This is a genomic window from bacterium SCSIO 12741 (assembly GCA_024398055.1).
GTDB lineage: Bacteria > Bacteroidota > Bacteroidia > Flavobacteriales_G > Salibacteraceae > SCSIO-12741.
The window spans coordinates 4,994,801-5,021,146 of record CP073749.1; the positions used below are offsets into that span (position 1 = coordinate 4,994,801).

The window sequence follows — 26,346 nt, forward strand, 5'->3', positions numbered from 1 at the left end:
AGGTTTTGGCAATCTTGTCATGAAGTCCCTGTCTGCGTTTATCAAAAGCCACCGCTAATACGGTCGCGATTTGAAACAACAGAATGGCTCCATCAAATGTGGAAGAGATTGCTCCCCTTCTCCAAAATTGGAAAGAACCTGAGCTCCAAAATCTTCTGACTGGATAAAAAATATCCCAATGATGAATCCCACCGAAGCGTTCAACTGAGAAAGCAACCAGGGAAGGTCTCTTAACAAGGCATGCTTCAAGGTGATCGGATTTTGGTTTTCGTCTACCACCTTGATGCCCACAGCCATTTTTCCTAATGTAGCCCCGTAGCGAAACTCCATAAAGGGTTTATAGATCATCAGGATCAGTAAAACAAGTATGACTATAGCATTAGATTGCAGAGACAATAAACTGTACATCATTAAACCAATGGCAGGAAGAAGTACAATGGTATCTACGATGGAAGCCCCTACCCGGGTCCAAAATCCGGCATAGGCAGGTTCTCGCAATCTGTGTTTTACATCCAAGAGTTCGTCATCGAGTGCGGATGGATTTGTTTCGGTCATTTTCTGTTAATTAAGTGGTTAATGCGTTATTCTGCGTTCTTATTCTGAAAAGCTCCTTTGCGAACCACCAGCGTATCAGCCAATTTATCGTGGAGCCCTTGTTTTCGCCGATCCACCGCAATAGCAATGATCACAACAAACTGAATTAACAACAGACCTGATCCAATGGCTGAAGTAATCGGTTCATTATAAGCGATATCAAAATCTCTAAATTCAACTATTTCTTCGAATCTCGTGGTCACAAAAACGATCATTATTCCCACCAAAGTATTGAACTGTGGAAGAATAAAAATTGAATTCCTTAGAAAGGAATCCTTGAGCGACAACTTTTGAAAGTCTGATCGAACCACTTGAATACCCAAAACCATTTTTCCGATTGTCGCTCCTTTCTCCCACTCCGCAAGGGGTTTATAGAGCATAATGGCCAATTGCACCAGAACAACTACCACCCCCGATTTAAGGGAAACCACATTGTAAATCATGAGAACAAACAGGGTGGATAGAATCACGCCGTCAATAAGTGACGCTACCACACGAGTACCCAATCCAACATAGCGGCGATCGTGCTCGGCCTTTTCATGAAGGCCCTGGATATCGTCGTCAACCAAGGAAGGATCAGCATCGTTCATGGTGCTGCAATTTAATCCATTTTCTGAATTTTCAGATTCACTTTTCGACCTATGAATGAAGGAATTAAATAGAAGTCCAAATCCTTATTGATTGGTGCTAATGGCATGTAGAATAACCTTCTTTTGTTTGCCTCTTAGCAGAATCTCACCAATCTGATCAGACTTCACCTCTTCCGGTAAATGGAGTCCTAAGGTCAACTTTTGGGAGGTGAGCAGATCACTTTCATATTGCTTGCACAAACTCTGAATGCGAGCCGTGGTATTGAGTACATCTCCCGTATACACAATCTGTTTTTTGAGGGCACCAATTTCACCAGTGGTTACTTCACCTACATGTGCACCGGCTTTAAAATCGGGAATCACGCCAAATTGACGTTGGAAATCGTCCGCTTTTTCGCGAAACACTTTTTTCAAATCAAAAAAGCATTGGATGCACCGGTTGTTTTCAAAACCATCTTTGGCCAGCCAGGATATAACTACCTCATCTCCGATGTACTGGTATACTTCGCCTTTTGAACGAATAATGGCATCCGACATAATTTCGTAGTAGAGCTGCAGTAGGTCAAAATAGCGTACATGCCCAATTTTTTCAGCAATACCGGTTGAGTTCTTCATATCCAGAAACATGAATATTCGGTACTCCTGTTTGGGTCGGTGATACCTGCCCGTGATAAAATTAATCGTGACCTGGTGCCCCAAATTTTCACTAATGGCCGCATAAAATACGCTGATCATGATATGAAAAGACAACTGCAGGGCGGTGTTCCAAAAAACGGTGCTGTGAAAAAAGTTAGCCGTTTTTTCCAAAACTTCCGGATCGATAATGGACTTGGACAATTCAATAGCCGCAGCCAATGGAAATGCCAGAACCATAATGATCAGCATAAGCGTGGAGTAAACCAGAAACTTATAAAAGACCTTCCAAACAAAGCTGAATCGATGAAACCACTTTTCCATCAAAAACAACTCAATAGTTCCTACCAAGAAACCCACCAACATGATAGCTAAGCTCGAAAACAGGAATATGGGAACGGAAATCGTAACGGCCGAAGTTGGATCCGGATTTTGATTGCCGGTAAGTAAAGTATCACTCAGCAAAAAGAACCACCCCACAAAGAGCCAGATAAATCCAAATGGAAAAATCCGGAATAGGTTTCTTCTGGCTTTAGGTGTCAATTTCATCGTGATGCTTCGCCTTTTCAGGGGAGGAAATTAGCAAATCAAGTGGTGCAGTATCCAGGCATTTTCTATTTTTCATTAAAATTTCACCCATGAAAACCCTTTATCTAATCGCAACCTTGGCTGTATTTCTTTCGGCTTGCAGCTCTCCGCCCTCTCAGGATTTAAGTTGGCTAGAAGGTGAATGGATCCGAGTAGGTCTCGATTCCGGACAATCCGGTAAGGAAATTTGGCGAGCAAGCGATCAGGGATTGGTGGGTACAGGTCAATTTTTTGAAGGAGATCAACTGGTATTTGAAGAAGGACTTAGAATCGAACAGCACAACCAAACCTGGAATTACATTGCCGCAGTTAGCCATAACGACACCTCGGTTTTCTTCCCTTTTACACAGCTCAAAAAGGGACATTTCGTAGCCGAGAATTCAAAGCACGACTTTCCCAAAAAGATTGAATATCACCTTTCAGGAGATACGTTAACCGCTATCGTTTCTGGTGACAACAAGCAATTAAAGTTTGCCTTTGTAAAAGCCCATGTACCGTAAACAGTGAAAAGCTCTGCAAGACTTGCCCGTCGTTGCTGGAAAAAAATCTACATTTAAAATCTCAAAAAAATGGACTGATGGAGCAGAACAATAGCCGAAAAATCTACGTATTGCTTTTGGTAATCATCTCGGTGGTTGTCATCATTTATGGGCAAAAGGTTATCATACCCTTTATTCTTTCCGTGCTCTTTTGGTTTCTAATTCGGGTTATCCGAAAACTACTTCAGAAGGTCCCTGTCATTGGAAAGATTCCTCAATGGATACTTACCCTCACCTCATCGGCATTGCTACTGAGTGTGGTTTTTGGCGTAGTAGAAATGCTATCGGTAAACATCCAGCAGCTTTCCGCCAACATGGCTTCTTATCAATCCAACATTCAAAACATTACCCTACAAATCGATGAAGCCTTGAATGTGGACATTATGGATCAGGCTAAGGACTACTCCAAGGATTTTAACTTTACGAAAATCATTTCCGGCATTATTGGTGCTCTCGTGGGCTTGTTTGGCAACATATTCACGGTCTTTTTCTACCTCGTTTTCATTCTGTTGGAGGAACCTCATTTTGGCGAAAAGCTAAAGGCCATGTACCCCAACTCCGACCGGTACAAAAATGTGTCTACGGTAATCAAAAAAATTGATCAATCCATTAGTACCTACATCACCATGAAGACGGGCGTAAGTGTGCTCACCGGTGTATTGAGTTATTTTGCCTTGCTCATTATTGGAGTAGATTCTCCCGCATTCTGGGCCTTTCTTATTTTCATTTTGAACTTTATTCCGACCATTGGATCCCTAATAGCGACCTCCTTTCCAGCGGTTTTTGCCATGCTTCAATTTGGCGAACTTCTACCTGCCATTTTGGTTATTGTGGTAGTTGGCGCTATTCAAGTGTTGGTTGGGAGTATTCTTGAACCACGTCTTGTTGGATCTACCTTAAATGTAAGTCCCTTGGTCACCTTAATTACCCTGGCACTTTGGGGAAGTATCTGGGGAATTATCGGCATGCTGATTTCCGTTCCTATCACGGTCATCATCATCATTATCCTCAACGAATTTCCCGAAACCCGACCGGCAGCTATATTGCTCAGTCAAAGGGTTCCAAATAAGGACGAATAGCCCTTTTCCTCTTGTTTCATTTTTAAACCAAAACCATGAAAAAATCGATCATAATTACAGGTTGCATCTCCGCCGGACTGGTTCTATTGGGCTGCCTTTTTAAAATGCAGCACTACCCGGGTGCATCCTTTATGCTGCTCATTGGCACGCTACTATTCTCCATGGTCACGCTGACCTTATTCCTGATTTACCGGATTCAAATTCGCCGAACTCAATTTGATGTTTTTGCCGGTGTGATTATCACGGTAACAACCTGGTTATTGACGATGGGCTTGCTGTTTAAAATTCAGCACTACCCGGGTGGTACATCCTTGCTTTATATTGGGCAAATTCTCTTGATTTTTGGGTTGATTCCCGTTGCTATTGTCAGTTTCAACAAATCTGAAAATCCTTATTCAGGTCTCAATTTAATGGCCTTACTTGCCGCCTTCACAGGTATCACCATGGCATCGACTATCTCTTATTCGCTCAATTCCTTACAAGGCCACCTGGTTAGTTACCGGCAAACGCACAGCATCAATTCTCATCAAATAGATCGCAATGCTCTGTTGCATGAGAGACTGGCTCAATCTGGGAATACCCAAGCTCAAGCCGATCAGATTTACGCTCTAAGTAATGAGACCTGGGAGGAAATTGAAGATGCTCAAGTGAGGCTGATGGCCACTGTGGACATGCTTCCCATAGAACGGGCTGAAGAAATGGAATTCTGGGAAATCATGAACATTGATAACAGCGATGTGTCGTCCCAACTTTTTATTGGAGCGGATAGTTGGCAACCCAGTAAAGAACCCGGCTCAGCATTAGCCTTGAGGGCATCTGTTGAATCCTATGCCGAACAATTGAGCGGCTTGATGAAAAACCCAAAAAACAGGATAACGCTGGAAGAATACCTCCGTGACTTTTTCCAGACTTATGAAACCTTTGGTACGGTGGAATCCTGGGAAGTAGAGAACTTCTACCATGCCAGCGCCATTTCAGCGGGTCACGTTTTGGAAAGCATGCAAAGTCTTGTATTGTCTCTTGAAGAACTGGCTTATGAAGATTTGATGGATCAATCCCAGCCGGAAACCTCAGCCGTGGAATAGAACTTAATCCAACTCCCTCAAAATATCGAGACGACCTTTGAAGTATCCAATCTTTTTGAGGTAGCTCCGCTCCCATTCGTTGAGGGTGGCGACACCTAAACCGATTTCTTCGTAGATGCGGCCTTGTTTGCGCAATTGAACCGATTCGACCAAACGGATTTTGGGTTTGGCAGCCAATCCTACTCCCGATAGATCGAGAAAATTTCCTTTGTGAACCTTGCCTCTGGTAATCATTCCCACCAAAAAGAAACTTCGGGGCGTGATTTCAAAACAGGAATTCCATTTAAACTTTCCCACAATTTGATCATGCCAGTCATGCCCACAATGGCGGCACTGACGAGCTTGCGGCGTACGGGTCAACTGGCCACAGCTGGGACACAGGTTGAGGTAAACCGATTCTGGAGACTCCACCAAAATACGCTCGGCCACCTGAACTTGAAAAGCTTCAAATCCATCCTTCAATAGATTCAACACCTGGGCATCGTCCGTTAACCAACCCATTTCCTTGTAGCGGCGAAACTCCTTGGGTCTATCGGCTCCCTCCAACTTCAATTCAAAGGAGGCGTGACGCCTTGCAGCCTGCTCCAATGGCGAGAGCAAATGAGCAAAATAATTGAAGATATATCGGGCGGTTTCCAGGTCCATTTCTACCAAATTCCAGGAACTCGAAAGTACCATTTTTCTAAGGGAACATTTTCCAAAATCCTCTAAAAAAGCGCTAATCTTGTAATTCCCTAAATGTCAAAATCATGAGAAAAGCAGTTGCCTACATAGCTTGTAGTTTGGATGGAAAAATCGCCGATAAAGAGGGCAAAGTGGATTGGCTGGACCGGGTTCCACATCCCGAAAACAGCGACTACGGGTACAAATCTTTTTACGAATCCATCGACACTACCTTGATGGGAGCAACTACCTATCGGGATGTTTTAGGCTTTGATGTTCCCTTTCCCTACCCCGATAAAACCAATTATGTCATTACCCATGATCGAAACCTCAAGACCTTAGATTCCGTTACTCTTGTTCACGATCTATCACCAGAGTGGATGAAGGATTTGAAATCTCAACCTGGTAAAGACATTTGGGTGGTAGGCGGTAGTTTTTTAAACACCTGGATGATTGAACATCACTTCTTGGATAAGCTCATCCTTTTTATAATGCCCGTAGTTTTGGGAGAAGGAATACCCTTATTTACAGCAGGAACTGGAGAAGTACCCGGAAAACTAAAGGAACACAAGACCTACTCTTCGGGTGTAGTAGAATTACATTATGAATTTTAGCCGACGAAAACCTTCCTCTGAAAATTGCTACCTTCCCGCCGTCAAACACACTTATGATCAAGGCCAGAACCCGATATAACCTCACCAAATTCACTGGATTGCTGCTTGAAGCCATTGGCATCATTGCATCCATTTTGGTGGCCTTTGCTATCGAAAACTGGGACGAAGAATTGAAGAAGGTTGAAAAGGAAGAATTCTACCTCATGAGCCTTCACTCGGATTTGATCAAGGACCAAAATCAACTCACTCGACGCATTCAGGAATACGAGAATAAAATGGCTACCACCGTGGAGTTGATGCATATTCTCACTCGGCCCGAAAACATTGATCAGGCGCAGGTCATTGAATTGATCGAAAACAAACTGACTTACAACTTTGCTTACGTACCCTCCAACAACACCTATCAAGCTTTGGAATCGAGCGGAGATGTGAAATTTATTAGCAATACCGTACTCAAGCTGTTGCTCTTTGAGTTGGATAAATCCTTCCAAACCAATGAGCAGAAAGGGCTGGTCTTCATGGCCTATACCAATAGCCCAACCTGGTCGGAGATACTGGTGGACAATTTCAACTATCAGAACCACACTATAAGTCTGACCGAAGAGGAAATGCGGACCTTGCTTTACAACCGCATAAAACGATTCAATAAACTTCTGGAGACCTATTACTACGACATGCAGGGCACCCTGCTCAAAATTCAGGAAGTGCGTGAAGCACTCGAAGAAGAGCTTAAAAACAAGGAGCTGATGATTGAGCAGGAAATCGAAGAAGTGCAGGTCGACGAAGAGAAGGAACTACAGACCGAAGAGGAAGAGTTAGAAGAACTTTTGGACGAAATTAATTGAGTAACTTTGATCTATGCGCAATGTTTTGCTAATACCATTAATCACGCTATTGATGGGCTTCTCAGCCCCCAACCCACTTTCTACCATCTACAAAACGAGTCAGGCCAAAGTGCATTTTTCATCAGAAGCACCGATGGAAATAATCAAGGCAGAATCGAGCAAATTGGTAGGCCTATTCAACACAGAAAAGAACAGCTTTGCCTTTCAAGTATCCTGCATTTCATTCATGGGTTTTAATTCGGAGCTACAGCGAGAGCACTTCAATGAAAATTATATGGAGAGCACCAAATACCCAAAAATTAAGTTTGTGGGCAAGCTCGTTGATCCCGTTGATTACAACCAAAAAGGCAAGACTCAAGTAAAGGTTAAGGGTTCACTCAACATTCATGGAATTAGTAAGGAACGAACTTTAGATGCAACGCTGGAAATAACTGATAACAAGCTTATTATCAACAGTCAATTTGAAGTGCCCTTGGCAGACCACAACATTAAGATACCTACCATTGTAAACCAAAAAATTGCCAAGATGATTACCTGTACGGTACAGGCCGAAATGGTACCAAAAAGCTAATTTTTCCTGGGTAAGCTTTCCGCGAAATAGGGTACCATTTACACATCTTTCGGAAAATCAGATTTACAGACTTAAAAAGAATTGCTAAATTCGGGCTCAAATGAACGGTTTAAAGATTTTGGGTTTAACAGTTTTGATGATGGGAGTAGCTTCTGCGCATGCCACTTCTGATGATCCAAACCCGCGTTTAGATCTGGACCCGATCAAAAAGGACAGCAACTCGATTGCCGAACCTGATACCAATGCAGCCCGAACGGTTTTCTTCCCCAATCCTTTCTTTCAGCTTATCCTTACCCCACCTGAGGAAACGGATAAACAAGATCCTGGAATTTAGTACCGAAGGACTTTCCACAACCCTTTTTCATCCTCTCTTGTTGTTTTACTTTCGCAGGACGATTGCAAATTAACCCATGGTGATTCAACGAAACGCTTTTCTTCTACTTGGTTTTACAGGACTTATTTTACTGGGTTGCTGGAATTCTGCCAAAGCTGAAAACACTGACACCATTGTATTTGCCAATGGAGATCGGCTCACTGGTGAAATTAAATCGCTGGACATGGGCAAGCTCAAATTCGACACCGATGAATCCGGGGTTATCGCCCTGGACTGGGACGATGTAAGCTGGATAAGCTCGCCCAATGATTTCGAAATGTCTCTCCGCGATCACAGTGAATTTTTTGGAACCTTGGGGCGGGCAGCTCCTGGTTATGTGGAACTTCGAGGCACCCGGGAAACCCGAACGGTGGCCCTGATGGAACTGGTGAGCATGAAAAAAGTGGAGCGTGGATTCTGGCCCAAGGTAGACGGAAGTCTGGAAGCAGGATTCAGCTTTACCAAAGCAAGTCAGGTTTTGCAATACAACCTGGGTGGAAAAATTAGCTACCGCAACCAAAGACTCACAGCGGAGATGGGCGGAAGCATGATTGTGACCGAGCAGGAAGAACTCCAAAACACCCGAAAATCAGATCTCAACCTCACCGTACAATATACCCTGGTGAAAAGGTGGTACGTGGCTGTGAACTCCGGTCTTGGGCAAAACAGCGAATTAGGATTGGACCTCCGGGTAAAAGGCGGGGTGGGTTTAGGTAATGATTTCATTTACACCAATGCGCATCGTTTTCATGGAACAGTAGGTACGATTGTAAACGCTGAGCGAGCCATTGATAGCACCGATTATGTAACCTCATCAGAAGGTGTTGCTACCATAGGTTATCTTCTGTTTAATAGCGGAGTAAAAGATTTTTATGTGGATGCGAATGCCACTGTTTATCCCAGTTTTAGTATTCCAGGTCGTTATCGGGGTGAGATTAATATCAATCCGAAAGTGGAAATCGTAAACAACCTCAAATTTGGATTTAGATACTACTACCAATTTGATACAAGACCTGTGAGTGAAGCCGCTTCAACCGAAGACTGGGGGGTTATATCTACCCTCTCCTATTCCTTTTAGCTTCCTTGGTCCTGAAAAAACCGGATAACCACCTGCTCAAACCAGGGAGCCTGCCCCCTTCTGGTATGAAAACCAACGTGTCCGCCATAACGAGTGGTCAATAATTGAACCTGGGGATTTGCCATTGCTTCATCCACCGGGTAACATTCCTTGGGTAAAAAAGGATCATCCAAAGCATTGATAATCAGCGCAGGGCATTGAATAGCCGGAATAAAAAATCGGGAACTGCAAGATTGGTAATAATCCGCCGCATCTTTAAATCCGTGAGCGGGGGCAGTGTACAGATTATCGAATTGATGAAAATCACGGGTTGCATCCACCTCCTCTACAGAAATTCCGGAATCCGGGAACTGCTCAGCCTTGAGGCGAGTTTTATGGCGAAGAGATTTTAAAAACCGCCTCAAATAGACAAAATTGGAACGCTTGGCCAAATGCACAGCGGATGCAGCTAAGTCACAAGGCACGGATATTCCGGCAACGGCTTTTACCCGATCCGGAAGTTGGTCTCCACGCTCCCCTGCATACTTAAGGGTTATGTTTCCTCCAAGGCTTACTCCAACCACAAATAAGTCTTGTTGACTCACTTGAATCAAGTGATTGATTACCCGGTTCAAATCATCTGATTTCCCACTGTGATAGGACTCTAACAGGCGATTGGGCTCACCGCTACAACCGCGCATATTGAGTACCATAGCATCCATTCCGGCCTGATTGGCTGCGTGAACAAGGCTGTGGGCATAAGGAGAATCACTGCTTCCTTCTAATCCATGCAAAAGAATGAGTAGTTGCTCAGATCCGACCCGGGAAAAATCGAGATCAAGAAAATCACCATCCTCCAATTCCAGTCGCTCACGATGATAACTTACCTGAGTCGTTTTACGAAATACACGGGAATATATCGTATTGAAATGCCCCGATCGAAAGGGCCACCAGGGTTGATAAGCAGGAGGATTTTTTTCCATGCCGCGAAATTAAGAAGATAGCCCAAGATGGAGTCAAGATTTACAGCATATCAAATGACTGTCATTCAACAAACTTCCTCATTTGGCCTACAAAAATCATCCCATTTCGATCGTGAATCTTTTCTTATTCCTGTGTTATTTGCCCCGCATTTTCGGGCAGGATTCAAACCTCCGAAATATCAATTAACTCCAAAAATCATTCATGAAAAACAAATCCACCGGGTCCCTTCAATATTCTGATATCTCAACCATCAACCACTTCCGCTTATCCCATTCGACACGAGTGGACCAATGCGCTTCAAATCAACAAAACCGCACCGACTTCTGTGTCAGGTTCTCAAGTATTGAGGCAACAGATGATTATTGAATAGGTCGTTAGAATTAAAACTTCAAGGAACCCCGATCTATCCGTAGATTGGGGGTTTTCATTTTTAGGAACGGTACTTATCGTGCAGACCTATTCCCTGAAGAATCATTGGCCCGATTTTCTCCAGTCTCTTCTGCTTAGTTTCAGCTCTTTTGGCTTCGGAAATGTAATCGGTGTATTCCCGTTTGCGAGAAAGTCCAAGTCCTTCAAACCGGGCTTTTCCTTCCGGATTATTGTCCAGCCAGGTTTGTAGTTCATCGGGAACGATAAGCGGCTTTTTCTGAGGTTTGATCGCTTTTCCTTGCTTTTGGTTTTCAATCGCTTCCTCGATATAGGCGCGTAGAAGCTTTAAATCCAGCTCCGCTTCCGATTGGATTCGCCATTGCCTCAAAGCCTGCGTCTTACCTTCCTGAGCATTTATAAGTACTCCTGCTGAATCTTTTAGCAAAGCTCCCTGATGAAACCAAACAGCCATATGTGATTTAAAAGCAGCCAAGCCAATTATGGTTTTTCCACCTGACAGGTAAGCCGGAGCTCCCCATTTGATGGCTTCTTCGAGACCACAATCCAACATCGTATCTCGCACGGCCGTTAAAAGCGGTGTCCATGCTTCCTGGCTTTCAAGGTATTCTTCTACTGAGGTGAAACGTTTCATAAAATCAAAATTTAACTTCCGGAGCCTTTTCGGCTCCTGGTTGTGCATGGAAAGTATCCCTTTCCTGAAATCCGTAGTACCCTGCAATAAACACAGCTGGGAACTGGCGAATAGAAGTATTGTAACTCTGCACGGCATCGGCAAATCGGCCCCGTTCTACCGCAATTCTGTTTTCGGTTCCTTCTAATTGGGCCTGTAATTCCAGAAAGTTTTGGTTCGCTTTTAAGTCCGGATAACGCTCCGCAACCACCAATAACCGTGAAAGCGCCGACGTAATCCCTGATTGGGCTTTTTGGTAATTCTGGATGGATTCGTTCGTCAGATTTTTAGGATCAATGGTAACACTTCCCGCTTTTGAGCGAGCCGTGGTTACTTCAATGAGTACTTCCTTTTCAAAATCGGCGTATCCCTTAACTACATTTACCAGGTTTGGAATTAAATCGGCTCGACGCTGGTACTGGGTTTCTACCTTCGACCATTGCGCTTTAACGGCTTCATCTTTTTCAACAAGGGTATTGTAAGTTCCGCCAAAAAGGGAATAAAATAAGTAGATAGTAAGCAGAAGAACTCCAACTACCACTCCAATAACAATCCAGGTTTTATTATTCATTGTTTTGTGATTTGGTCATTTCAAATCTAATTATCTTAGCCCGAGTGAAAACTGCCCAAACCAAATATCTTTATCCACTCCTCTTTTTGTTTCTCCTGATCACCAACCTGACTTCAGCCCAAATTGCTATTCCAGAGCTGAAAAGCCGAGTAACTGATCAAACGAGAACGTTAACCTCCCGTGATATTGCCAGCCTCGAAGCCAAATTGGCTGCCCTGGAAAAATCCAAGGGTAGTCAACTGTTTATCGCGATCGTTTACACCACTGGTGAGGAGACGATTGAGCAATACGGAATTCGAATGGCCGAGCAATGGAAGGCCGGAAGAAAGGATGTAGATGACGGAGTCATTCTGATCATTGCCAAGGAGGATAGAAAATTGAGAATAGAAGTTGGGTATGGTTTGGAAGGAGCCATTCCAGATGCCATGGCCAAGCAAATCATTGAAGAACGCATTGTACCGCGGTTTAGATCTTCAGACTTTTTTGGTGGCATAAATGCCGGAGTAGATGCCCTAATCGCCTTAATCCAGGGAGAGGATTTACCACCGGCCCAAGGGAAATCTCGACAACAGATTCAAAAAGAGCAAGAAGAAAAAGTAGGAAAAGCCATACTCCTTCTGTTTGCCGCCTTCTTCTTAAATATCATTATGTACTCTGCGATTAAGAATTCTTTTTTGCGAATTGGATTAAGCGTCGGCCTAGCAGCCGTGATTGGTCTGTTTTTAAGCAGTTGGATTGTTCTCCTAATCGCCCTTGTGTTCACCCTAACCATTCAATTCAAAATATTTAGTCTCTCAAATCCTACATCTGGATACACCAGTGCTAACGATCCCTACGGGCGTCGAGCTGGTGGAGGCTGGTACGGCGGAGGATCAAGCGGTGGATTCGGCGGTGGCGGAGGAGGATTCGGCGGCGGTGGCGGCGGCGGATTTGGAGGTGGCGGAGCCTCAGGAGGTTGGTAATGAACAGATTTACACAAAAAATACGGCTAAACGAACAACAGCAGGAGGCGATCCGAACTGAAGTTCAACACCTTGAGAGAGAAACTTCCGGTGAACTGGTCATTTACCTGGCTCGTCGAAGCGATAACTACAGTGATGCCATCTGGTACCTGGGTACCCTATTCGCCATCTTGAGCACGGCAAGCGTCGGAGCAATGTCTTACTTGTGGATGCTCCCGGCTGGATTATCCCAGTTTGATATTTCTCTGTTCGTTCTATCAATCACCCTAACCGGAGTTCTAATCCCCTTTCTTTTCCCGAGAATTCGAGTTGCCCTTATGCACAAAAACAATGTGTTGCAGCGGGTTATAACCAAAGCCCACGACGTGTTCTTGCAGGAAGAAGTTTTTCAAACCTCGGAACGAATTGGCATTCTCATTTACATATCCTTTCTCGAGCATCAAGTACATGTGATGGGCGATAAGGGGATCAACTCCAAATTGACTCAGGAAGATTGGAATGAGGTGGTAGCCCATATCATCGCAGGAATTAAATCCAAGGACTTGGAAGGAGGAATCATTCAAGCGATCAAGCAATGTAAATCACTTCTTCTTGCCAAAGGATTTACCGCTACCCAATCTCAAATTAATGAGCTTCGGGATGGAATCATTATTGAGTAATCCCTCACCCCCTCCCCTTTTCAATTCATAAACAACTGAAAATCGGTTGGATTGGTTGCATTTTTTTGTGCTTTGGGCTCCGAGATGGACGCATTTGGATTTAGATTGGGAATACGGACAAGGAAAGTAGTACCTGTCCCCAATTCTGATTTTACCTCTATACCACCATTCAGTTTTTCCACCGCCTCTTTCACGATGAATAGTCCTAATCCGCTGCCTTTAGAGCGTTCACTTGCTCTGAAAAATTTGTCAAAGATTTTTTCCTGATGAGCCTTATCTATCCCAATTCCATTATCGCTTAAACTTATAAAGGCTTCTTTTTCAGTTACCTGAATCTGTGCCCTAATCTGAGTTATTGGCTTGTTCAAATCCCGATAGCGGATAGCGTTGGACATCAGGTTATTAAATATCATTCGAAGCCTTTGCTTATCGGAATAAAACGAGGTTAGGATTTCGGAAGACAAGGATAGATCAACCTGATCGTTGAGCGAAAAACTATTCTGCTCGTACAACTCTCGAATGAACCCTTCAATATCTATGGTTTCCACTACAACCTCTTGGCTGCGGTTTCTGGAAAAACTTAGAATATCCTCAATAAACGTATCCATCTGTTGAACGCTGGTTCTCATCATTCCCAAGTAGCCTTGAGTAGTCTCGTCCTTGCAATCCATTTCAGTCAAATCGATCAAGCCCAATAAGGAAGTAAGCGGTGCCCTGAGATCGTGCGATACACTATATACAAATCGATCCAGCTCGCCATTGAGCTTGGTCAATTCTGCATTTTTATCTTCCAAACGAATCTTTTTATCAGATATCTCATGGTATTGCTTGCGTAGCTGACGGGTCATTTCGGAAAATGAACGAGCCAAATTTTTAACCTCATACGGGGCGGATTCCATTTCCACCGTTTTCAAATCAGAACGCCCAACATGGTTGAGAATAAAACGACGCATAAAATCCGAAAGGCGACGAATAGGTCGGCTTATATAGGCCGAGATTACCAAACTCAACACGAAACTGAGCACAATACAAATGAGACAAGTGACCGCGTATTGAATCCGAATCTTACCCATGATGGCCTCTGTGCGTTCTTGCGAAGCTTGGGAGGCTGCGTAAAACTGATTGCTCAAAATATTGCGCTGAAAATCGAGCATCTGAGTCATTCCCGTCTGATTCTTTAATCCAATCTCCTGTTGAACTTTAACCAATTGATTAAACGTCGCCTGGTAATTGGTAATCAAAGCAACGCCTTCCACCAATCCTGCTTGCTGCTCTTCAGCTGCTAAATCGGCAAGAATCTTATTGCACAGCTGATTTAATCGAAGAATATAGGCCGTATCGTTTCGAAGGAAAAAATCCTTTTCATGACGACGTAACGACAATACCTTGTCCAAGTCAATGGGCAAGGCTGGGTCTTCCAAACGATGAGCATATTGGCGCATCTCCCCTTCCAGGCCATGGTTTTTAAATCCCCGTTCGCGTTGTTTTTCCAGAATGGCTCTGAAATGACGGTTATAGGTATCCAATTGGGCTCGGATATGCGATAAATCAGGAAATCCCAATTGCTGATGCTGAACCTGATTGTCAATAACCCACTCAAGGTTATTTTCTATCTGAGAAGTCAATTGATCGCGCTGAATAATGGCTGGAGTGGAAGCCGTTTCGTAGAATTCGGTGTTAATCAACTCCAAATGTAAAATCTCCGCATCCCGATTGATTAACTGCTGAGTAGAAGATCTCATGTTTTGCAGCCGGGTATTAAAGGCATTTACCTTTTCCACCTCCCAGAGGTAATAGGCGGATACCCCAGACATAAAAACAATGATGAGGGTAAAAAATAGAAAAGCCAGCAAGAGCCGAAATTGAATTGTATTTCCCTGAGGTTTGACCACGGCAGGAGATGACCTGGACGACCAAGCATTGCGGAAAATTCCGTTGTCAAATAAATCCATATTACCGTAATTAATTGATAATGAAGCCTAAAATCGCTTCACCATTCAGCAATTAAGATTACGATGTAGAAGTCTACCCTGTTCCCCGAAACGGGTTATGGATGTATTAAGGAATTGTTTTTATTGGACTAAGTTGGGGCTAAAAACACCACAAGAGGAATGCTTATGACCAAAGCTCTTCCATCTGACTTTCAAGATTTTCGATACTTTCTTTTACCTCCGTAAAGAGCTCACGTGAAAGTACTCCACGCGATTGAACCACTCGCTCCATCAAAGGTTCCAGCTCAAGCATGAGCTCCAAACTACGATGGGTAGTTTCGTTGGAATCAAATGCTTTCAATAGGCGAATACAATTGTAGTAACCATAGGTTTGATCATATAAGCCTAAGCGAATGTTGTCGTCTTCCAGGTATTCTCCGCAAATCTCATAGCTAAGAGACATCCCTTCAATCCAACCGCCCAGCACCATATAGCTAACCATAACAGCGCGTTCTTCGGTATACAGCTGATCGGTTGCTCTCAGGTAAGCCTTGGTCAAAATAGCAGACTTATCAATTTCAGGGTCACTCAATGCTAATTGCCTCAATTGCTCCTCATTGAACGACTGACGTATTCCCATTTTTTCCGATAAATCCAGAATCTGTGCCAGGTATTCATTGGCATGCTGAGTTTGTCCGTAAGATGCCGTGTAAACGAATTTTGCCCCCAATTCACCGAAACCAAAGGCCATGGCATTGGAGGTATTGTGATTACGCTCTGGCTCCACCGCCAAACCCGGATTGTAGGGGCATTCTTCAGCATTCAACCGAGTATACAGGGTAGCGGACTGTTCGATGTTTTTTCTAACCGCGCCCAATTCATGAACCAAGCGATCAGAAGCACTGTCAGTAAGGGATTGCATTTCCACATCCATTCCCGGAGCAGGATTGGGATTATTGCAGGCCGAAGTCAACCAAACCAACCCCAACAACGAACCAAATATTCTGAAATACGTTTTCATAATTTATGGCAACCAAAATAGCCATATAATTTTGAATTCAAGGAAGATTAACCTCGGGTATAGGTCATTTGTTATTACATTCGTTGTTTGAGATGAAGAAGACGACAACCATCGCCACGCTCTTTACCGGACTGATTGTCTTTACCTTGCATTCGTGCCAGGAAGACCAGCAGAAAGGTATTAGCATCAATGAGGAGGAAATTGCGCAGGAAGCAATTGAAGATTTCGAAAACTACCGCCTAAAGTTGAATCTGGTGGATAGCCACTACCTCGAATTCCCTTCTCCGGTTGAACTGGCTTCCAATTACAAAAATTCGGGTATCGAATACATTCCAGGGATTACCAATCCTATGGACAACTTTGAACGGTACCACACCCACACCAAAAAGTCCCTCAACTTTGGAGTTTACTCGGCGGACTTAAGTTATTGTGTGCTCAACGACCAGGGTCAATGCGCCTCGGATTACATTTCCGCTCTTCAAACCCTCTCAGAACGCATTGGGCTTTCCGAAATCTTCCGCTACGAAGTAGTGGCTGCGCAGTTCAATCAGAGCCTGGGAGACAAGGACTCAATGACCAAATTGGTACGTGGTATTCAACAAGATCTGGACAAAACACTTCGTCAGAACGGGACGCAAGACCGAGCTATTCTTTTTTACACCGGAGCTTGGGTTGAAAGTGCTTACATTGCCTTCAGTGCCAAATCCAACTTTAGCAATTCCTTGGATTCAGCCTCCCTATCCCAAATCACCATGCAACTTGAAATGCTTACTCAATTAAACGAGGAGCTTTCGAGAATAGGTGCCGTGAATAGCGAAGTGGAGGAATTGCAAAACCGAATGATGGAGTTTGAGGAATTAGCGGGTCAAATGCAGATTACCTCAACGGGAGATAGTGTGGTAATCAATGCAATGGACCTTAAGAAACTGCAGGACAAAATCTTCGAGCTTAGGAGTTTCATTGTTTCTTAACTCCCCTATTCTCCTTTCCGTATTTCCATCGCCTTATTTCATCACTTTTTGACCTCATTTCAAGGGTACAAAAGGTTCTATTTGGAGACTTAAATTCCTCGTTCGGAAAGAAGGTTGAAAATTGAGCATTGACGCTCCTCTTGGAACAGTCAAAAATGTATCTTTGCCGGCTTTAAAACCTAATAAAAATGAAGATCACTCTACCCGATGGCTCAGTAAGAGAATACGAGTCAGGCATTACCCCCATTGAAGTGGCCCGGGATATTTCCGAAGGGCTCGCACGAAATGTACTTTCAGCTTCTGTGAATGGTAATACGGTAGAAACGGTGACGCCTATTACAGAAGACGCCGAACTTAGGTTGTTTACCTGGGACGATGATGAAGGAAAAAAAGCCTTCTGGCACTCTTCGGCTCACGTATTGGCTCAAACCTTGGAAGATCTTTACCCTGGCGTAAAGCTGACTATTGGTCCGGCTGTGGAAAGCGGATTTTACTACGATGTAGATGCACCTGGTGAAGGAATTTCTGAAAAGGACTTCTCAAAAATTGAGAAGCGCTACCTCGAATTTGCCCGTGAAAAGGCTGAATTCAAAATGAAGGAAGTAAGCAAAGCCGATGCTTTGGCCTTCTACAAACAAGAGGGAAATTTCAACGAGTACAAAATCGAGATGATCAAGAATTTGAATGATGGTGAAATCACCTTCTGCGATCACTCAAACTTTACTGACTTGTGTCGTGGTGGACATATTCCCAACACGGGCTTTATCAAGGCAGTTAAAATATTGAACACGGCTGGTGCATATTGGCGTGCAGATGCAAGCAAAGCACAGTTGACCCGAGTTTATGGAATCACTTTCCCCAAGCAAAAGATGCTCACCGAGCACATGCACATGCTGGAGGAAGCCAAGAAACGGGATCACCGTAAAATTGGAAAAGAACTGGGACTATTCACTTTTTCTGAAAAAGTAGGATTGGGCCTTCCCCTTTGGTTGCCCAAAGGAGCTGAGCTTCGTTCCCGTTTGGAAGACTTCTTGAAAGCTGCCCAGGTAAAAGCAGGTTACCAGCCTGTAATGACTCCACATATTGGTGCTAAAGAGCTTTACGTGTGCTCCGGGCATTACGAAAAGTATGGGGAAGATTCATTTCAGCCCATCACCACTCCTAAAGAGGGAGAAGAGTTTTTGCTGAAACCTATGAACTGTCCTCACCACTGCGAGATTTACAAATCCGCACCTCGCTCCTACCGTGACTTACCTATTCGCTTTGCCGAATTTGGTACGGTATACCGCTATGAGCAAAGTGGGGAGCTTCATGGCTTGACCCGGGTACGTGGATTTACACAGGATGATGCTCACTTGTTTGTTCGTCCGGATCAATTGATCGAAGAGTTCAACAAAGTAATCGACCTGGTTCAGTATGTTTTTGAATCCCTTGGTTTCGAAAATTACGAAGCTCAGATTTCATTGAGAGATCCTGAGAATCCTGATAAGTACATCGGTACCGACGAAAACTGGGACAAGGCTGAATCGGCTATCATACAGGCTGCTGAAGAAAAAGGATTGCCTACCAAAATTGAATACGGAGAAGCCGCTTTCTACGGACCGAAGCTCGACTTTATGGTTCGTGATGCATTGAACCGGAAGTGGCAATTGGGTACCATTCAGGTAGACTACAACCTACCTGAGCGCTTTGATTTGGACTACATGGGTAGTGATAACCAAAAGCATCGCCCCATTATGATCCACCGGGCTCCGTTTGGATCGATGGAGCGATTCATCGCCATTTTGACCGAACATTGCGAGGGAAAATTCCCGCTTTGGTTGACCCCAGAACAATTCGCTATTCTCACGATTTCAGAGAAATACGATGAAGTAGCTGAAAATATTTTACTTTTGCTCCGCCAAAATGGGCTGCGTGGAACCGTGGATAATCGCGGGGAAAAAATCGGGCGTAAAATTCGGGATACCGAATTGCGCAAAGTACCGTACATGCTGATCATTGGCGAAAAAGAAAAAGAAACCGGCACCGTTGCCGTCCGCCGTCAAGGTCAGGGCGACCTCGGGGCTATGTCTGTTGACGAGTTTGTAAAGCACGTTGAAGACGAGACAAAGAAGTTAATTAGAGAATTTGAATAAAGAACTATTACTAACTAAAATTAGGAGGAGAAAGCCATAGCTAAGCGATTTTCAAGACGACGTCCTCAACGTGAGGAAAAAATCTTAAACAGGATAAACGGACAAATTCGAGCAAGAGAAGTTCGATTAGTTGTTGACGGACAAGGTGCCGAAGTAGTGTCCATTGATGTGGCCTTGAAAAAAGCCGATGCAGCTGAGCTGGATCTTGTAGAGATTTCACCTAATGCCACACCTCCTGTGGTAAAAATCATGGACTACAAGAAGTTCCTTTACGAGCAACGTAAAAAGAAAAAGGAACTGAAAAGTAAGTCGAGTAAGGTTGTGGTGAAAGAAATTCGCTTTGGTCCCAACACGGATGAACACGATTTTCAGTTTAAACTGAAGCACGCCAAGAAGTTCATCGAAGAAGGAGCTAAGCTTAAAGCTTTTGTGTTCTTTAAAGGAAGAACGATCCTATTTAAGGATAAGGGTGAGATTTTGCTGCTGAAGCTGGCTCAGGAGTTATCTGAGATTGCGGATGTGGAATCGATGCCTAAGATGGAAGGAAAACGCATGGTTGTGTTTTTCAACCCGAAGAAGAAATAGAAGAGAATAGAATAGGGATTCGCCCCGATAATTCTGATAGCTATCGGAATCGGGGGTTGAATATTAAATTTTAAACACGCAGAAGATGCCTAAGATGAAAACAAAATCCAGTGCCAAGAAGCGTTTTAAGCTTACCGGAACTGGAAAAATCAAAAGGAAACACGCTTTTAAAAGCCACATCCTAACAAAGAAAGAAACAAAGCAGAAGCGTAATTTGACGCACGCTACTTTGGTTCACAAATCAGACGAAAAGTCGATCAAACTTCAATTGAACATGAAGTAATTGATTGACGGTTCGCCGTTAATTAATTGGTTATTGTTATACCCGGCGGATAGTGCCTAAGCGATCTGAAACAGTGATCCACTTCCCGTCAAAAAACTAAAAATTATGCCAAGATCAGTAAATTCAGTAGCTTCAAGAGCTCGCAGAAAAAAGGTCATGAAACTGGCCAAAGGTTACTTTGGTCGTAGAAAAAATGTTTGGACCGTATCTAAGAATGCTGTAGAAAAAGGTCTACAGTACGCTTACCGCGACAGACGTCAAAAGAAAAGAAATTTCCGCGCATTGTGGATTCAGCGTATCAACGCTGGTGCTCGTTTGCACGGAATGTCTTATTCACAATTTATGGGTAAGGTAAAAGCTGGCAATGTGGATCTAAACCGCAAAGTGTTGGCCGACTTAGCCATGAATCATCCTGAGGCATTTAAAGCCGTTGTGGATAAAGTAAAATAATTAAGTAGAATCCCTATTCTCAAGATCCCGATTGCCTATGGCGGTCGGGATTTTTTTTTGCCTTTTTTTCACTCCTCTGGATTTGAAATCCCGAGGTAGGGAGTTGCGGATTTCAAATCCGCGGCTCTAGCTTTCGGATTACAAATCCGAAAGAGTCGGGCTGTATACTGTCATTATTTACCTGTTGAAATTACTATGGCAAATTTTAAAATTTCGGCCTCCTCCGGATTTGCAATCCGGAGGTAGAGAGTTGCGGATTTAAAATCCGCCGCTCTAGCTTTCGGATTGCAAATCCGAAAGAGTTTAAAAGAGTTACTTGCTTGCTCGCTTACGATAGATTTGCACCTCCCCGAAATCCTCCACCTTTTCAAACTGTGGATGCTGATCATTCAACAGCTGCTGGTACAAATGGTAGCGCTCTAAATAGACGTCCTGCCCATACAAGTAATCACTTACCCGGCTGCTGTCGGAGAACTCTTTGTAGATTTCCTGATGAATCAATACCCAATCGGGATGAAACTCCTCGAAGTGACTTGGGTGAATTCCAAAAGTACTCACATGTCGAATGTGGGGTGTGGCGGGTATGTAAGTGTATTTATCAGCCAGAATCATGACGGGTTCCTGGATATTCTTCTCTAACCAATAGCCAGCTTCCATACGACCGGATTCGTAGTAGAATCGGTGACGTTCCATCTTATATTCCCGCATCTGATACAAAAACGTAACGGTGAATAAAAGAAACAAAACCCCATTTCCGGTTCTATGCCATATGGGGTTTCCTAAACGTCCTAAAGTTTGAGGAATAAGCTGCGTGATGGCCAGGGCCACATAGAACAACAAAAAGGGAACTATGGGAATGAGGTAATGCAAAAACTTGGATCCCACCCGAAACACAACGATAATCAGGAAGGAGACAATCCACCAAAAAGGGAGCATAACAGGACTTAGTACTCCCCTACCTTTGGCCCGAACAGTCATTCCAACTGCCCAAACGATTCCGGCGAGACTGAAAATTCCTAGAATGGGTCCCAGGCTGTTTTCGGAGAACAACAAATCCAACCAGCCCATTAACCCAGAATCATCAACAAACCAATGGCCTTGTTCGTGAATGGAGGTAACGGCTGCAAATCCTTCCAGAAATCGGTAGTTTGGAATACTCTGCGGCGATCCAATGGCAAATCCGACAAGAAATAGGACAACACTCACCCAAGTAAGAAATAGGGCTTGATTGAGCTGCAACAATCCTGGAAAACGACTGGTAATAGCCTTGGACAGAACCACCCAACTCAGAATGATGGAGCAAATGCCTAACCCTTGAGCCACGTACAAGGGATGATTGAGCGCTTCCAACAATTCAGGTTCACTCACCCATCGGCTGATCCATTGCGGGTCAAACAAAAAGACAATGGTACCACCAAGAATCAAGGTTCCTAAACTCAGAAGTTTAGGGTTCCACTTTAGACTCAAAGAGTTGCGGTAAACCAGTAATAAAATCACCATTCCCGGTAAAAGAGCTAAGCCACCGAACTTGGCTGAAAAAGCTAATCCCGCTGAGGCACCAGCTAACATCAACCAGGGAACTCGCAACTTTTGCGTAAACTCGGCCAGGGCATACACGGCCAAAATGACAAAGAAAAGCTGGCAGGTATCTGGATGTAACATCACACTGTAAGACAGTAGATTAAGGTTACTCAACAGAACCAATACAAATACCCAAATAGCCGGCTTAGTTCCTACAAATCGGCGTACATAAAAGGCCATTAGCCAGGTGCTTGCCAACAAAAAACCAAAGGATTCTAACCGCATGATTTGTATGATGGACAACTGATTCAGCCCGGGGATCCAGCTAAACAAATCGACCAAAACAAAACCGATGTTGTAGTACAACAAGCCATAACTGTAGATGCCTAAATCGTAATCTCCCCGCTCCACAGCCTGCATCATAGGCCAGAGGTAATCCCCTTCATCGGTAACAAATGCCTCTACCACCCGAAGGTGAAAGGTGCCCAAATGAGAAAGTGGCCAGGCAAACCAAGCCAATATGAAAAGGGATAAGAGGGCCAGAATGGCGGGAATAAAATATGGTTTATAGCGTTGCAAGCCGTTTTCTTATTCTCTCCGAAGATGAGAATAATATGGCACCCTTCACCCGCCTTCACACGAAAAGTATGAACCGTTGGCTGTAAATTACGGGATTAATGACCGAAGCTTGCTCAGTTGTTGGTTTCATTCTACTTTAGGCATTGACTAATGGAATCCAAGAATCGCCCAGAAATAATCCGCTACTTCAAAGAATGCTACCAATCCGATAGCGGGGAGTTAGTGATTCGCGATGTAATGTCGAAAAGCATCATTTCCTACATTCTCACCAGAGAAGAAAGAGGAAGGCTTTATCATCCTGATGGTTTCCATGTGTTTTATACCCACGGTGAGCGATTCAAAGCCCAGTTGGATGCTTACAAAAGGGAGAAAAAGCTATTGGTGGGTATTGGAAATTTGATTTTCAAATCGACCACGGTATTGATGGGGCAAACTAAAACCTATACGATCTGCTCTCCCCTGCTCTTTCATGAGGCCAGTTTGATTGCAGAAAACGACGGTTATACCCTTCATTTCGATCCCTACGAGATTCAATGGAATACTCCGATATTACAGTCCTTGGTAAGCGATAAGGAGGCTTTGGCAGAATGGGAAGATCGGTTTCAGGGTAAGAGTTCGTCGGATTTGGATTGGTTGGCCTTTGAAGAATGGCTGGTAAAAAACAATTCTGAGATTGACATTGAACAGCTTGATCCTCCTAAGGGTTCGGTTGAACTTAAGGAGCACAAAAGAAGAGCCCGAAAAAAGACCATTAAAATAGCTCCTGGAGCTCTGTTGTTTATTGCGGAAAGGTCCGCTTCAACAAGAGGCGTGGTTCATGAATTGGAACAACTGGAAAAAAGGCAGGTTCTCTCCAAACCATTGCAACAGCTGTTTCATTTGGACCAATTCTCGGCTGCCCCGAACATCAAAAACATTGAAAACCGAGTTCCGGGCCTAATGAGTCCGGCTCAACATAAAATTCTCGAAAATGCAGGCTCTCAGGTTTTGAGCCAGGTGATTGGGCCACCAGGAACGGGTAAGAGCTACACGATTGGAAGTATCGCGCTGGAGCAGTTTCTTAGGAAAAAATCGATTTTGATCGTGGCCCAAACAGAAAGTGCCATAGATGTGATCCAACACAAATTGATCAACGATCTCGGATTGTCGACAGAATCAGTGGTTCGCTGTGGTAAGCATTACCGATTTAACGAGATGAAACAATACATCGACCGGTTAACCCGGTGGAGTGTTCCCCATTGGAATAAGGATGATGTTTCTTCTGAACTCAAGAGCGTAAACAAGGAGATCGCTCAACTCAAAAAGACGTTTACCAAAAACTCCATCTCCGAGGTATCCGATGGGATTCGGCTGGAACGGATTTATGGTTTTGGTGGACCTATGCGCTGGGCCGATCGCTTTTGGCTATGGATCAAAAGACTGTTTCGTACGCCGTCTCAGAAATTATATGAGCAGATTGATCGAATCCATGAGCTTCAACTCAAACGGCAGGAGCTACTTCTGGATCAAATTGATCATTTCTATTACCGGTCATTGGTCAATACCTTACGCAATAAACGAAAAGACCTGATCAATTTTCGAATGTCGTTATCGGCAAGTAAATCCTCGGTGCAGGATCAACGCTTAAAAAACACCAACTTTCACGTTATCCTCAACACTTTGCCTATTTGGCTATGCACCTTGGACACCCTGCACAAAGCGCTGCCATTGTACAAAGAACAGTTTGATCTCGTGATTTTTGATGAAGCCACTCAATGCAACATTGCCTCTTGCCTACCCGCACTTTATCGAGCCAAATCTGCTGTAGTGGTTGGTGATCCTAAGCAACTGCGACATGTTTCTTTTCTTTCCTCGGAAGACCAAACCGCGATTCGAAAGAAATTGAAGATAGATCCAAATACTACACCTTTTACTCTCGACTATCGCAACCACAGTATTATAGATTTGGCCAATCAAGGCATTCACAACTACGAAGCCGTGGTCATGCTGGATGAGCATTTTAGAAGTCTTCCGGAGATCATATCCTTTAGCAACCAAAAGTTTTACGAAGGTCAGCTACGAATCATGACCGAAAAGCCGGTTCCACATAGCCACTATCCGCTTCGGGAAATCAAGTGTCAAGGACTTAGAAAGCGAAACATCAACGAAAAGGAAGCCGATGAGATTTTGGCCAAAGTGAAGAGTATTGTGGAATCTCAAAAGGAGTTGCCCAAAGGTTCCCGGCTATCGATAGGTCTTCTCTCCTTTTTTAGGGAGCAGTCAGACTACCTCCAGTCTCGTTTGTTTGATGCTTTTGACTACGAAACCCTGGATGCTCATCAACTAAGATCGGGTACGCCGTATTCGTTTCAAGGGGAAGAGCGAGACATCATGCTCATCTCTTGTTGCGTGGACGACGCCTCGGTTAAAAAAGTGTTAGGTTACCTCAACCGGGAAGATGTATTTAACGTGGCCGTTACCAGGGCAAAGGGACTCCAACTGCTGTACACCTCGTTTGACTACGAGCAAATCAATGAATCGAGTCTCATCCACGAATACCTAAAATCGATCCACTCGGCAGAAATCAAGTCGGTGGAAAATGAATTGATACTTCGCGGAAAATACCTTCAGGATTTGGTAGTTAAGCTGCAACAAAATCAAGTAGAGGTTTTGGAGAATTACACCGTAGCTGGAATGGCCCTGGACCTTGTGGCCATCCATCGGCAAAAACTGTTGGCCATTGACTTGATTGGTTTTCCGGGGGAATACGAAAATCCATTTTCGCTCGATCGTATTCATGTACTTTCCCGAATAGCGCTTCCCGTATTTCCCGTGAGCTTATACGAATGGCTTCATCATCCGGATGAAATTATACAAGCCATTTGCAAACGGTTGGCCATTGACGAGCCCTTGAAAGAGGAGGATGAACAACTGGTGATTGAAAATGGACATTGGCACCGACTCATCCCTATCGATCATCAACTGGCTACTCGAATGCGAACCCTGGAATTGGACTTTTCGGCCCGAGATGACGAACGTGGATTGCACCAGATAGATTCACTTTTGACCGCCTACGAGCAGTTTTTAGAAACCCTGGATGCCAAATTGAATCCATCGGAAATGACCTACAAACGCTACAAATCGGCGGTGGATCATTTGTTGACGGCAACGATCAACAACTTTGCTCAAATCAACATTTTACAGCACAGCCTTCCGGAAGATCAAGAATCGATGTCACCTGAAATTCAAACACTCTTTCAAAAACAACTGGACTTGATCAAGGATTTATACAACCACAACGATAAGGCGGTAGAACAATTTCAAAAAATGGCCATGCTCTGGTCTTCGGTTGACCTTACGGGCAATCTACCCAACAGGAAGAAGCGCTAAAAGAAATAAAGATACTTGCCGATCAAGTCAAGAA

Annotated in this window: 26 protein-coding genes; 16 read left to right on the forward strand and 10 right to left on the reverse strand. The window is 43.9% G+C overall.

Annotated elements, in window-relative coordinates; translation table 11 throughout:
* Positions 1 to 54 precede the first annotated feature (54 nt).
* The 3 genes from KFE98_21250 to KFE98_21260 form a co-directional block, all read right to left on the reverse strand.
* Positions 55 to 555: an RDD family protein gene (locus KFE98_21250; GenBank protein ID UTW62491.1), complete on the reverse strand. Its 501-nt coding sequence runs from the start codon at positions 553 to 555 to the stop codon at positions 55 to 57.
* Between the two features lie 26 nt (positions 556 to 581).
* Positions 582 to 1,184: an RDD family protein gene (locus tag KFE98_21255; GenBank protein ID UTW62492.1), complete on the reverse strand. Its 603-nt coding sequence runs from the start codon at positions 1,182 to 1,184 to the stop codon at positions 582 to 584.
* A gap of 84 nt (positions 1,185 to 1,268) precedes the next feature.
* Positions 1,269 to 2,366 (reverse strand): adenylate/guanylate cyclase domain-containing protein, encoded by a 1,098-nt coding sequence (locus KFE98_21260; GenBank protein ID UTW62493.1) that lies wholly within the window; start codon positions 2,364 to 2,366, stop codon positions 1,269 to 1,271.
* 89 nt (positions 2,367 to 2,455) lie between these two features.
* Here KFE98_21260 and KFE98_21265 point away from each other — a divergent pair, with 89 nt between their 5' ends.
* From KFE98_21265 to KFE98_21275, 3 genes are all read left to right on the forward strand, one after another.
* Positions 2,456 to 2,905, forward strand: a complete 450-nt coding sequence (locus tag KFE98_21265) for a hypothetical protein (GenBank protein UTW62494.1) — start codon at positions 2,456 to 2,458, stop codon at positions 2,903 to 2,905.
* A gap of 77 nt (positions 2,906 to 2,982) precedes the next feature.
* Positions 2,983 to 4,023 (forward strand): AI-2E family transporter, encoded by a 1,041-nt coding sequence (locus tag KFE98_21270; GenBank protein UTW62495.1) that lies wholly within the window; start codon positions 2,983 to 2,985, stop codon positions 4,021 to 4,023.
* 35 nt (positions 4,024 to 4,058) lie between these two features.
* Positions 4,059 to 5,108, forward strand: coding sequence for a hypothetical protein (locus KFE98_21275; GenBank protein UTW62496.1), 1,050 nt, complete (start codon positions 4,059 to 4,061; stop codon positions 5,106 to 5,108).
* A gap of 3 nt (positions 5,109 to 5,111) precedes the next feature.
* Here the strand turns inward: KFE98_21275 and KFE98_21280 are convergent, their stop codons facing one another.
* Positions 5,112 to 5,786 (reverse strand): hypothetical protein, encoded by a 675-nt coding sequence (locus KFE98_21280; GenBank protein ID UTW62497.1) that lies wholly within the window; start codon positions 5,784 to 5,786, stop codon positions 5,112 to 5,114.
* 71 nt (positions 5,787 to 5,857) lie between these two features.
* On the opposite strand from KFE98_21280, the gene KFE98_21285 reads away from it, so the two are divergent.
* From KFE98_21285 to KFE98_21305, 5 genes are all read left to right on the forward strand, one after another.
* Positions 5,858 to 6,385: a dihydrofolate reductase gene (locus KFE98_21285; GenBank protein UTW62498.1), complete on the forward strand. Its 528-nt coding sequence runs from the start codon at positions 5,858 to 5,860 to the stop codon at positions 6,383 to 6,385.
* A gap of 53 nt (positions 6,386 to 6,438) precedes the next feature.
* Entirely contained in the window at positions 6,439 to 7,230 is a 792-nt protein-coding gene (locus KFE98_21290; GenBank protein UTW62499.1) for a hypothetical protein, read from the forward strand.
* Between the two features lie 52 nt (positions 7,231 to 7,282).
* Positions 7,283 to 7,801, forward strand: a complete 519-nt coding sequence (locus tag KFE98_21295; protein UTW62500.1) for a YceI family protein — start codon at positions 7,283 to 7,285, stop codon at positions 7,799 to 7,801.
* Between the two features lie 100 nt (positions 7,802 to 7,901).
* A complete protein-coding gene (locus KFE98_21300; GenBank protein UTW62501.1) occupies positions 7,902 to 8,135 on the forward strand; it encodes a hypothetical protein in 234 nt (77 codons plus the stop codon).
* A gap of 76 nt (positions 8,136 to 8,211) precedes the next feature.
* The gene (locus tag KFE98_21305; protein ID UTW62502.1) at positions 8,212 to 9,252 is read left to right on the forward strand and encodes a DUF481 domain-containing protein; all 1,041 of its coding nucleotides are present in this window, start codon (positions 8,212 to 8,214) and stop codon (positions 9,250 to 9,252) included.
* Here KFE98_21305 and KFE98_21310 read toward each other — a convergent pair.
* The 3 genes from KFE98_21310 to KFE98_21320 all read right to left on the reverse strand — a co-directional run bounded on the left by KFE98_21310 (position 9,249) and on the right by KFE98_21320 (position 11,846).
* Complete coding sequence (locus KFE98_21310; protein UTW62503.1) at positions 9,249 to 10,214, reverse strand: alpha/beta fold hydrolase; 966 nt, start codon at positions 10,212 to 10,214, stop codon at positions 9,249 to 9,251. The genes KFE98_21305 and KFE98_21310 overlap by 4 nt on opposite strands.
* Positions 10,215 to 10,645: 431 nt before the next feature.
* Positions 10,646 to 11,236 (reverse strand): YdeI/OmpD-associated family protein, encoded by a 591-nt coding sequence (locus KFE98_21315; protein UTW62504.1) that lies wholly within the window; start codon positions 11,234 to 11,236, stop codon positions 10,646 to 10,648.
* 4 nt (positions 11,237 to 11,240) lie between these two features.
* Entirely contained in the window at positions 11,241 to 11,846 is a 606-nt protein-coding gene (locus tag KFE98_21320) for a LemA family protein (protein UTW62505.1), read from the reverse strand.
* A gap of 44 nt (positions 11,847 to 11,890) precedes the next feature.
* On the opposite strand from KFE98_21320, the gene KFE98_21325 reads away from it, so the two are divergent.
* Both KFE98_21325 and KFE98_21330 read left to right on the forward strand, forming a co-directional pair.
* Positions 11,891 to 12,808 (forward strand): TPM domain-containing protein, encoded by a 918-nt coding sequence (locus tag KFE98_21325; protein UTW62506.1) that lies wholly within the window; start codon positions 11,891 to 11,893, stop codon positions 12,806 to 12,808.
* On the forward strand, positions 12,808 to 13,467 hold the full coding sequence (locus tag KFE98_21330; GenBank protein UTW62507.1) for a TPM domain-containing protein: 660 nt from the start codon (positions 12,808 to 12,810) through the stop codon (positions 13,465 to 13,467). The genes KFE98_21325 and KFE98_21330 overlap by 1 nt, the downstream gene beginning before the upstream one ends.
* A 20-nt stretch (positions 13,468 to 13,487) precedes the next feature.
* Here KFE98_21330 and KFE98_21335 read toward each other — a convergent pair whose 3' ends face one another.
* Positions 13,488 to 15,419 carry a HAMP domain-containing histidine kinase gene (locus KFE98_21335; GenBank protein ID UTW62508.1) on the reverse strand — a complete coding sequence of 644 codons (1,932 nt, stop codon included), beginning with the start codon at positions 15,417 to 15,419 and terminating at the stop codon, positions 13,488 to 13,490.
* Between the two features lie 163 nt (positions 15,420 to 15,582).
* On the reverse strand, positions 15,583 to 16,419 hold the full coding sequence (locus KFE98_21340; GenBank protein ID UTW62509.1) for a hypothetical protein: 837 nt from the start codon (positions 16,417 to 16,419) through the stop codon (positions 15,583 to 15,585).
* 92 nt (positions 16,420 to 16,511) lie between these two features.
* Here KFE98_21340 and KFE98_21345 point away from each other — a divergent pair, with 92 nt between their 5' ends.
* The 5 genes from KFE98_21345 (at position 16,512) to rplT (ending at position 20,843) form a co-directional block, all read left to right on the forward strand.
* A complete protein-coding gene (locus tag KFE98_21345; GenBank protein ID UTW62510.1) occupies positions 16,512 to 17,390 on the forward strand; it encodes a hypothetical protein in 879 nt (292 codons plus the stop codon).
* A 188-nt stretch (positions 17,391 to 17,578) separates the two neighbouring features.
* On the forward strand, positions 17,579 to 19,525 hold the full coding sequence (gene thrS, locus KFE98_21350; GenBank protein ID UTW62511.1) for a threonine--tRNA ligase: 1,947 nt from the start codon (positions 17,579 to 17,581) through the stop codon (positions 19,523 to 19,525).
* Between the two features lie 93 nt (positions 19,526 to 19,618).
* The gene (infC, locus tag KFE98_21355; protein ID UTW64765.1) at positions 19,619 to 20,110 is read left to right on the forward strand and encodes a translation initiation factor IF-3; all 492 of its coding nucleotides are present in this window, start codon (positions 19,619 to 19,621) and stop codon (positions 20,108 to 20,110) included.
* A gap of 85 nt (positions 20,111 to 20,195) precedes the next feature.
* A complete protein-coding gene (gene rpmI, locus KFE98_21360) occupies positions 20,196 to 20,393 on the forward strand; it encodes a 50S ribosomal protein L35 (protein UTW62512.1) in 198 nt (65 codons plus the stop codon).
* Positions 20,394 to 20,498: 105 nt separating this feature from the next.
* Positions 20,499 to 20,843, forward strand: coding sequence for a 50S ribosomal protein L20 (gene rplT, locus KFE98_21365; GenBank protein UTW62513.1), 345 nt, complete (start codon positions 20,499 to 20,501; stop codon positions 20,841 to 20,843).
* A 312-nt stretch (positions 20,844 to 21,155) separates the two neighbouring features.
* Here the strand turns inward: rplT and KFE98_21370 are convergent, their stop codons facing one another.
* Positions 21,156 to 22,943: a glycosyltransferase family 39 protein gene (locus KFE98_21370; protein UTW62514.1), complete on the reverse strand. Its 1,788-nt coding sequence runs from the start codon at positions 22,941 to 22,943 to the stop codon at positions 21,156 to 21,158.
* 150 nt (positions 22,944 to 23,093) lie between these two features.
* Between KFE98_21370 and KFE98_21375 the strand changes: the two genes are divergently transcribed.
* Positions 23,094 to 26,312: a DNA2/NAM7 family helicase gene (locus KFE98_21375; protein UTW62515.1), complete on the forward strand. Its 3,219-nt coding sequence runs from the start codon at positions 23,094 to 23,096 to the stop codon at positions 26,310 to 26,312.
* The last annotated feature ends 34 nt before the right edge of the window (positions 26,313 to 26,346 follow it).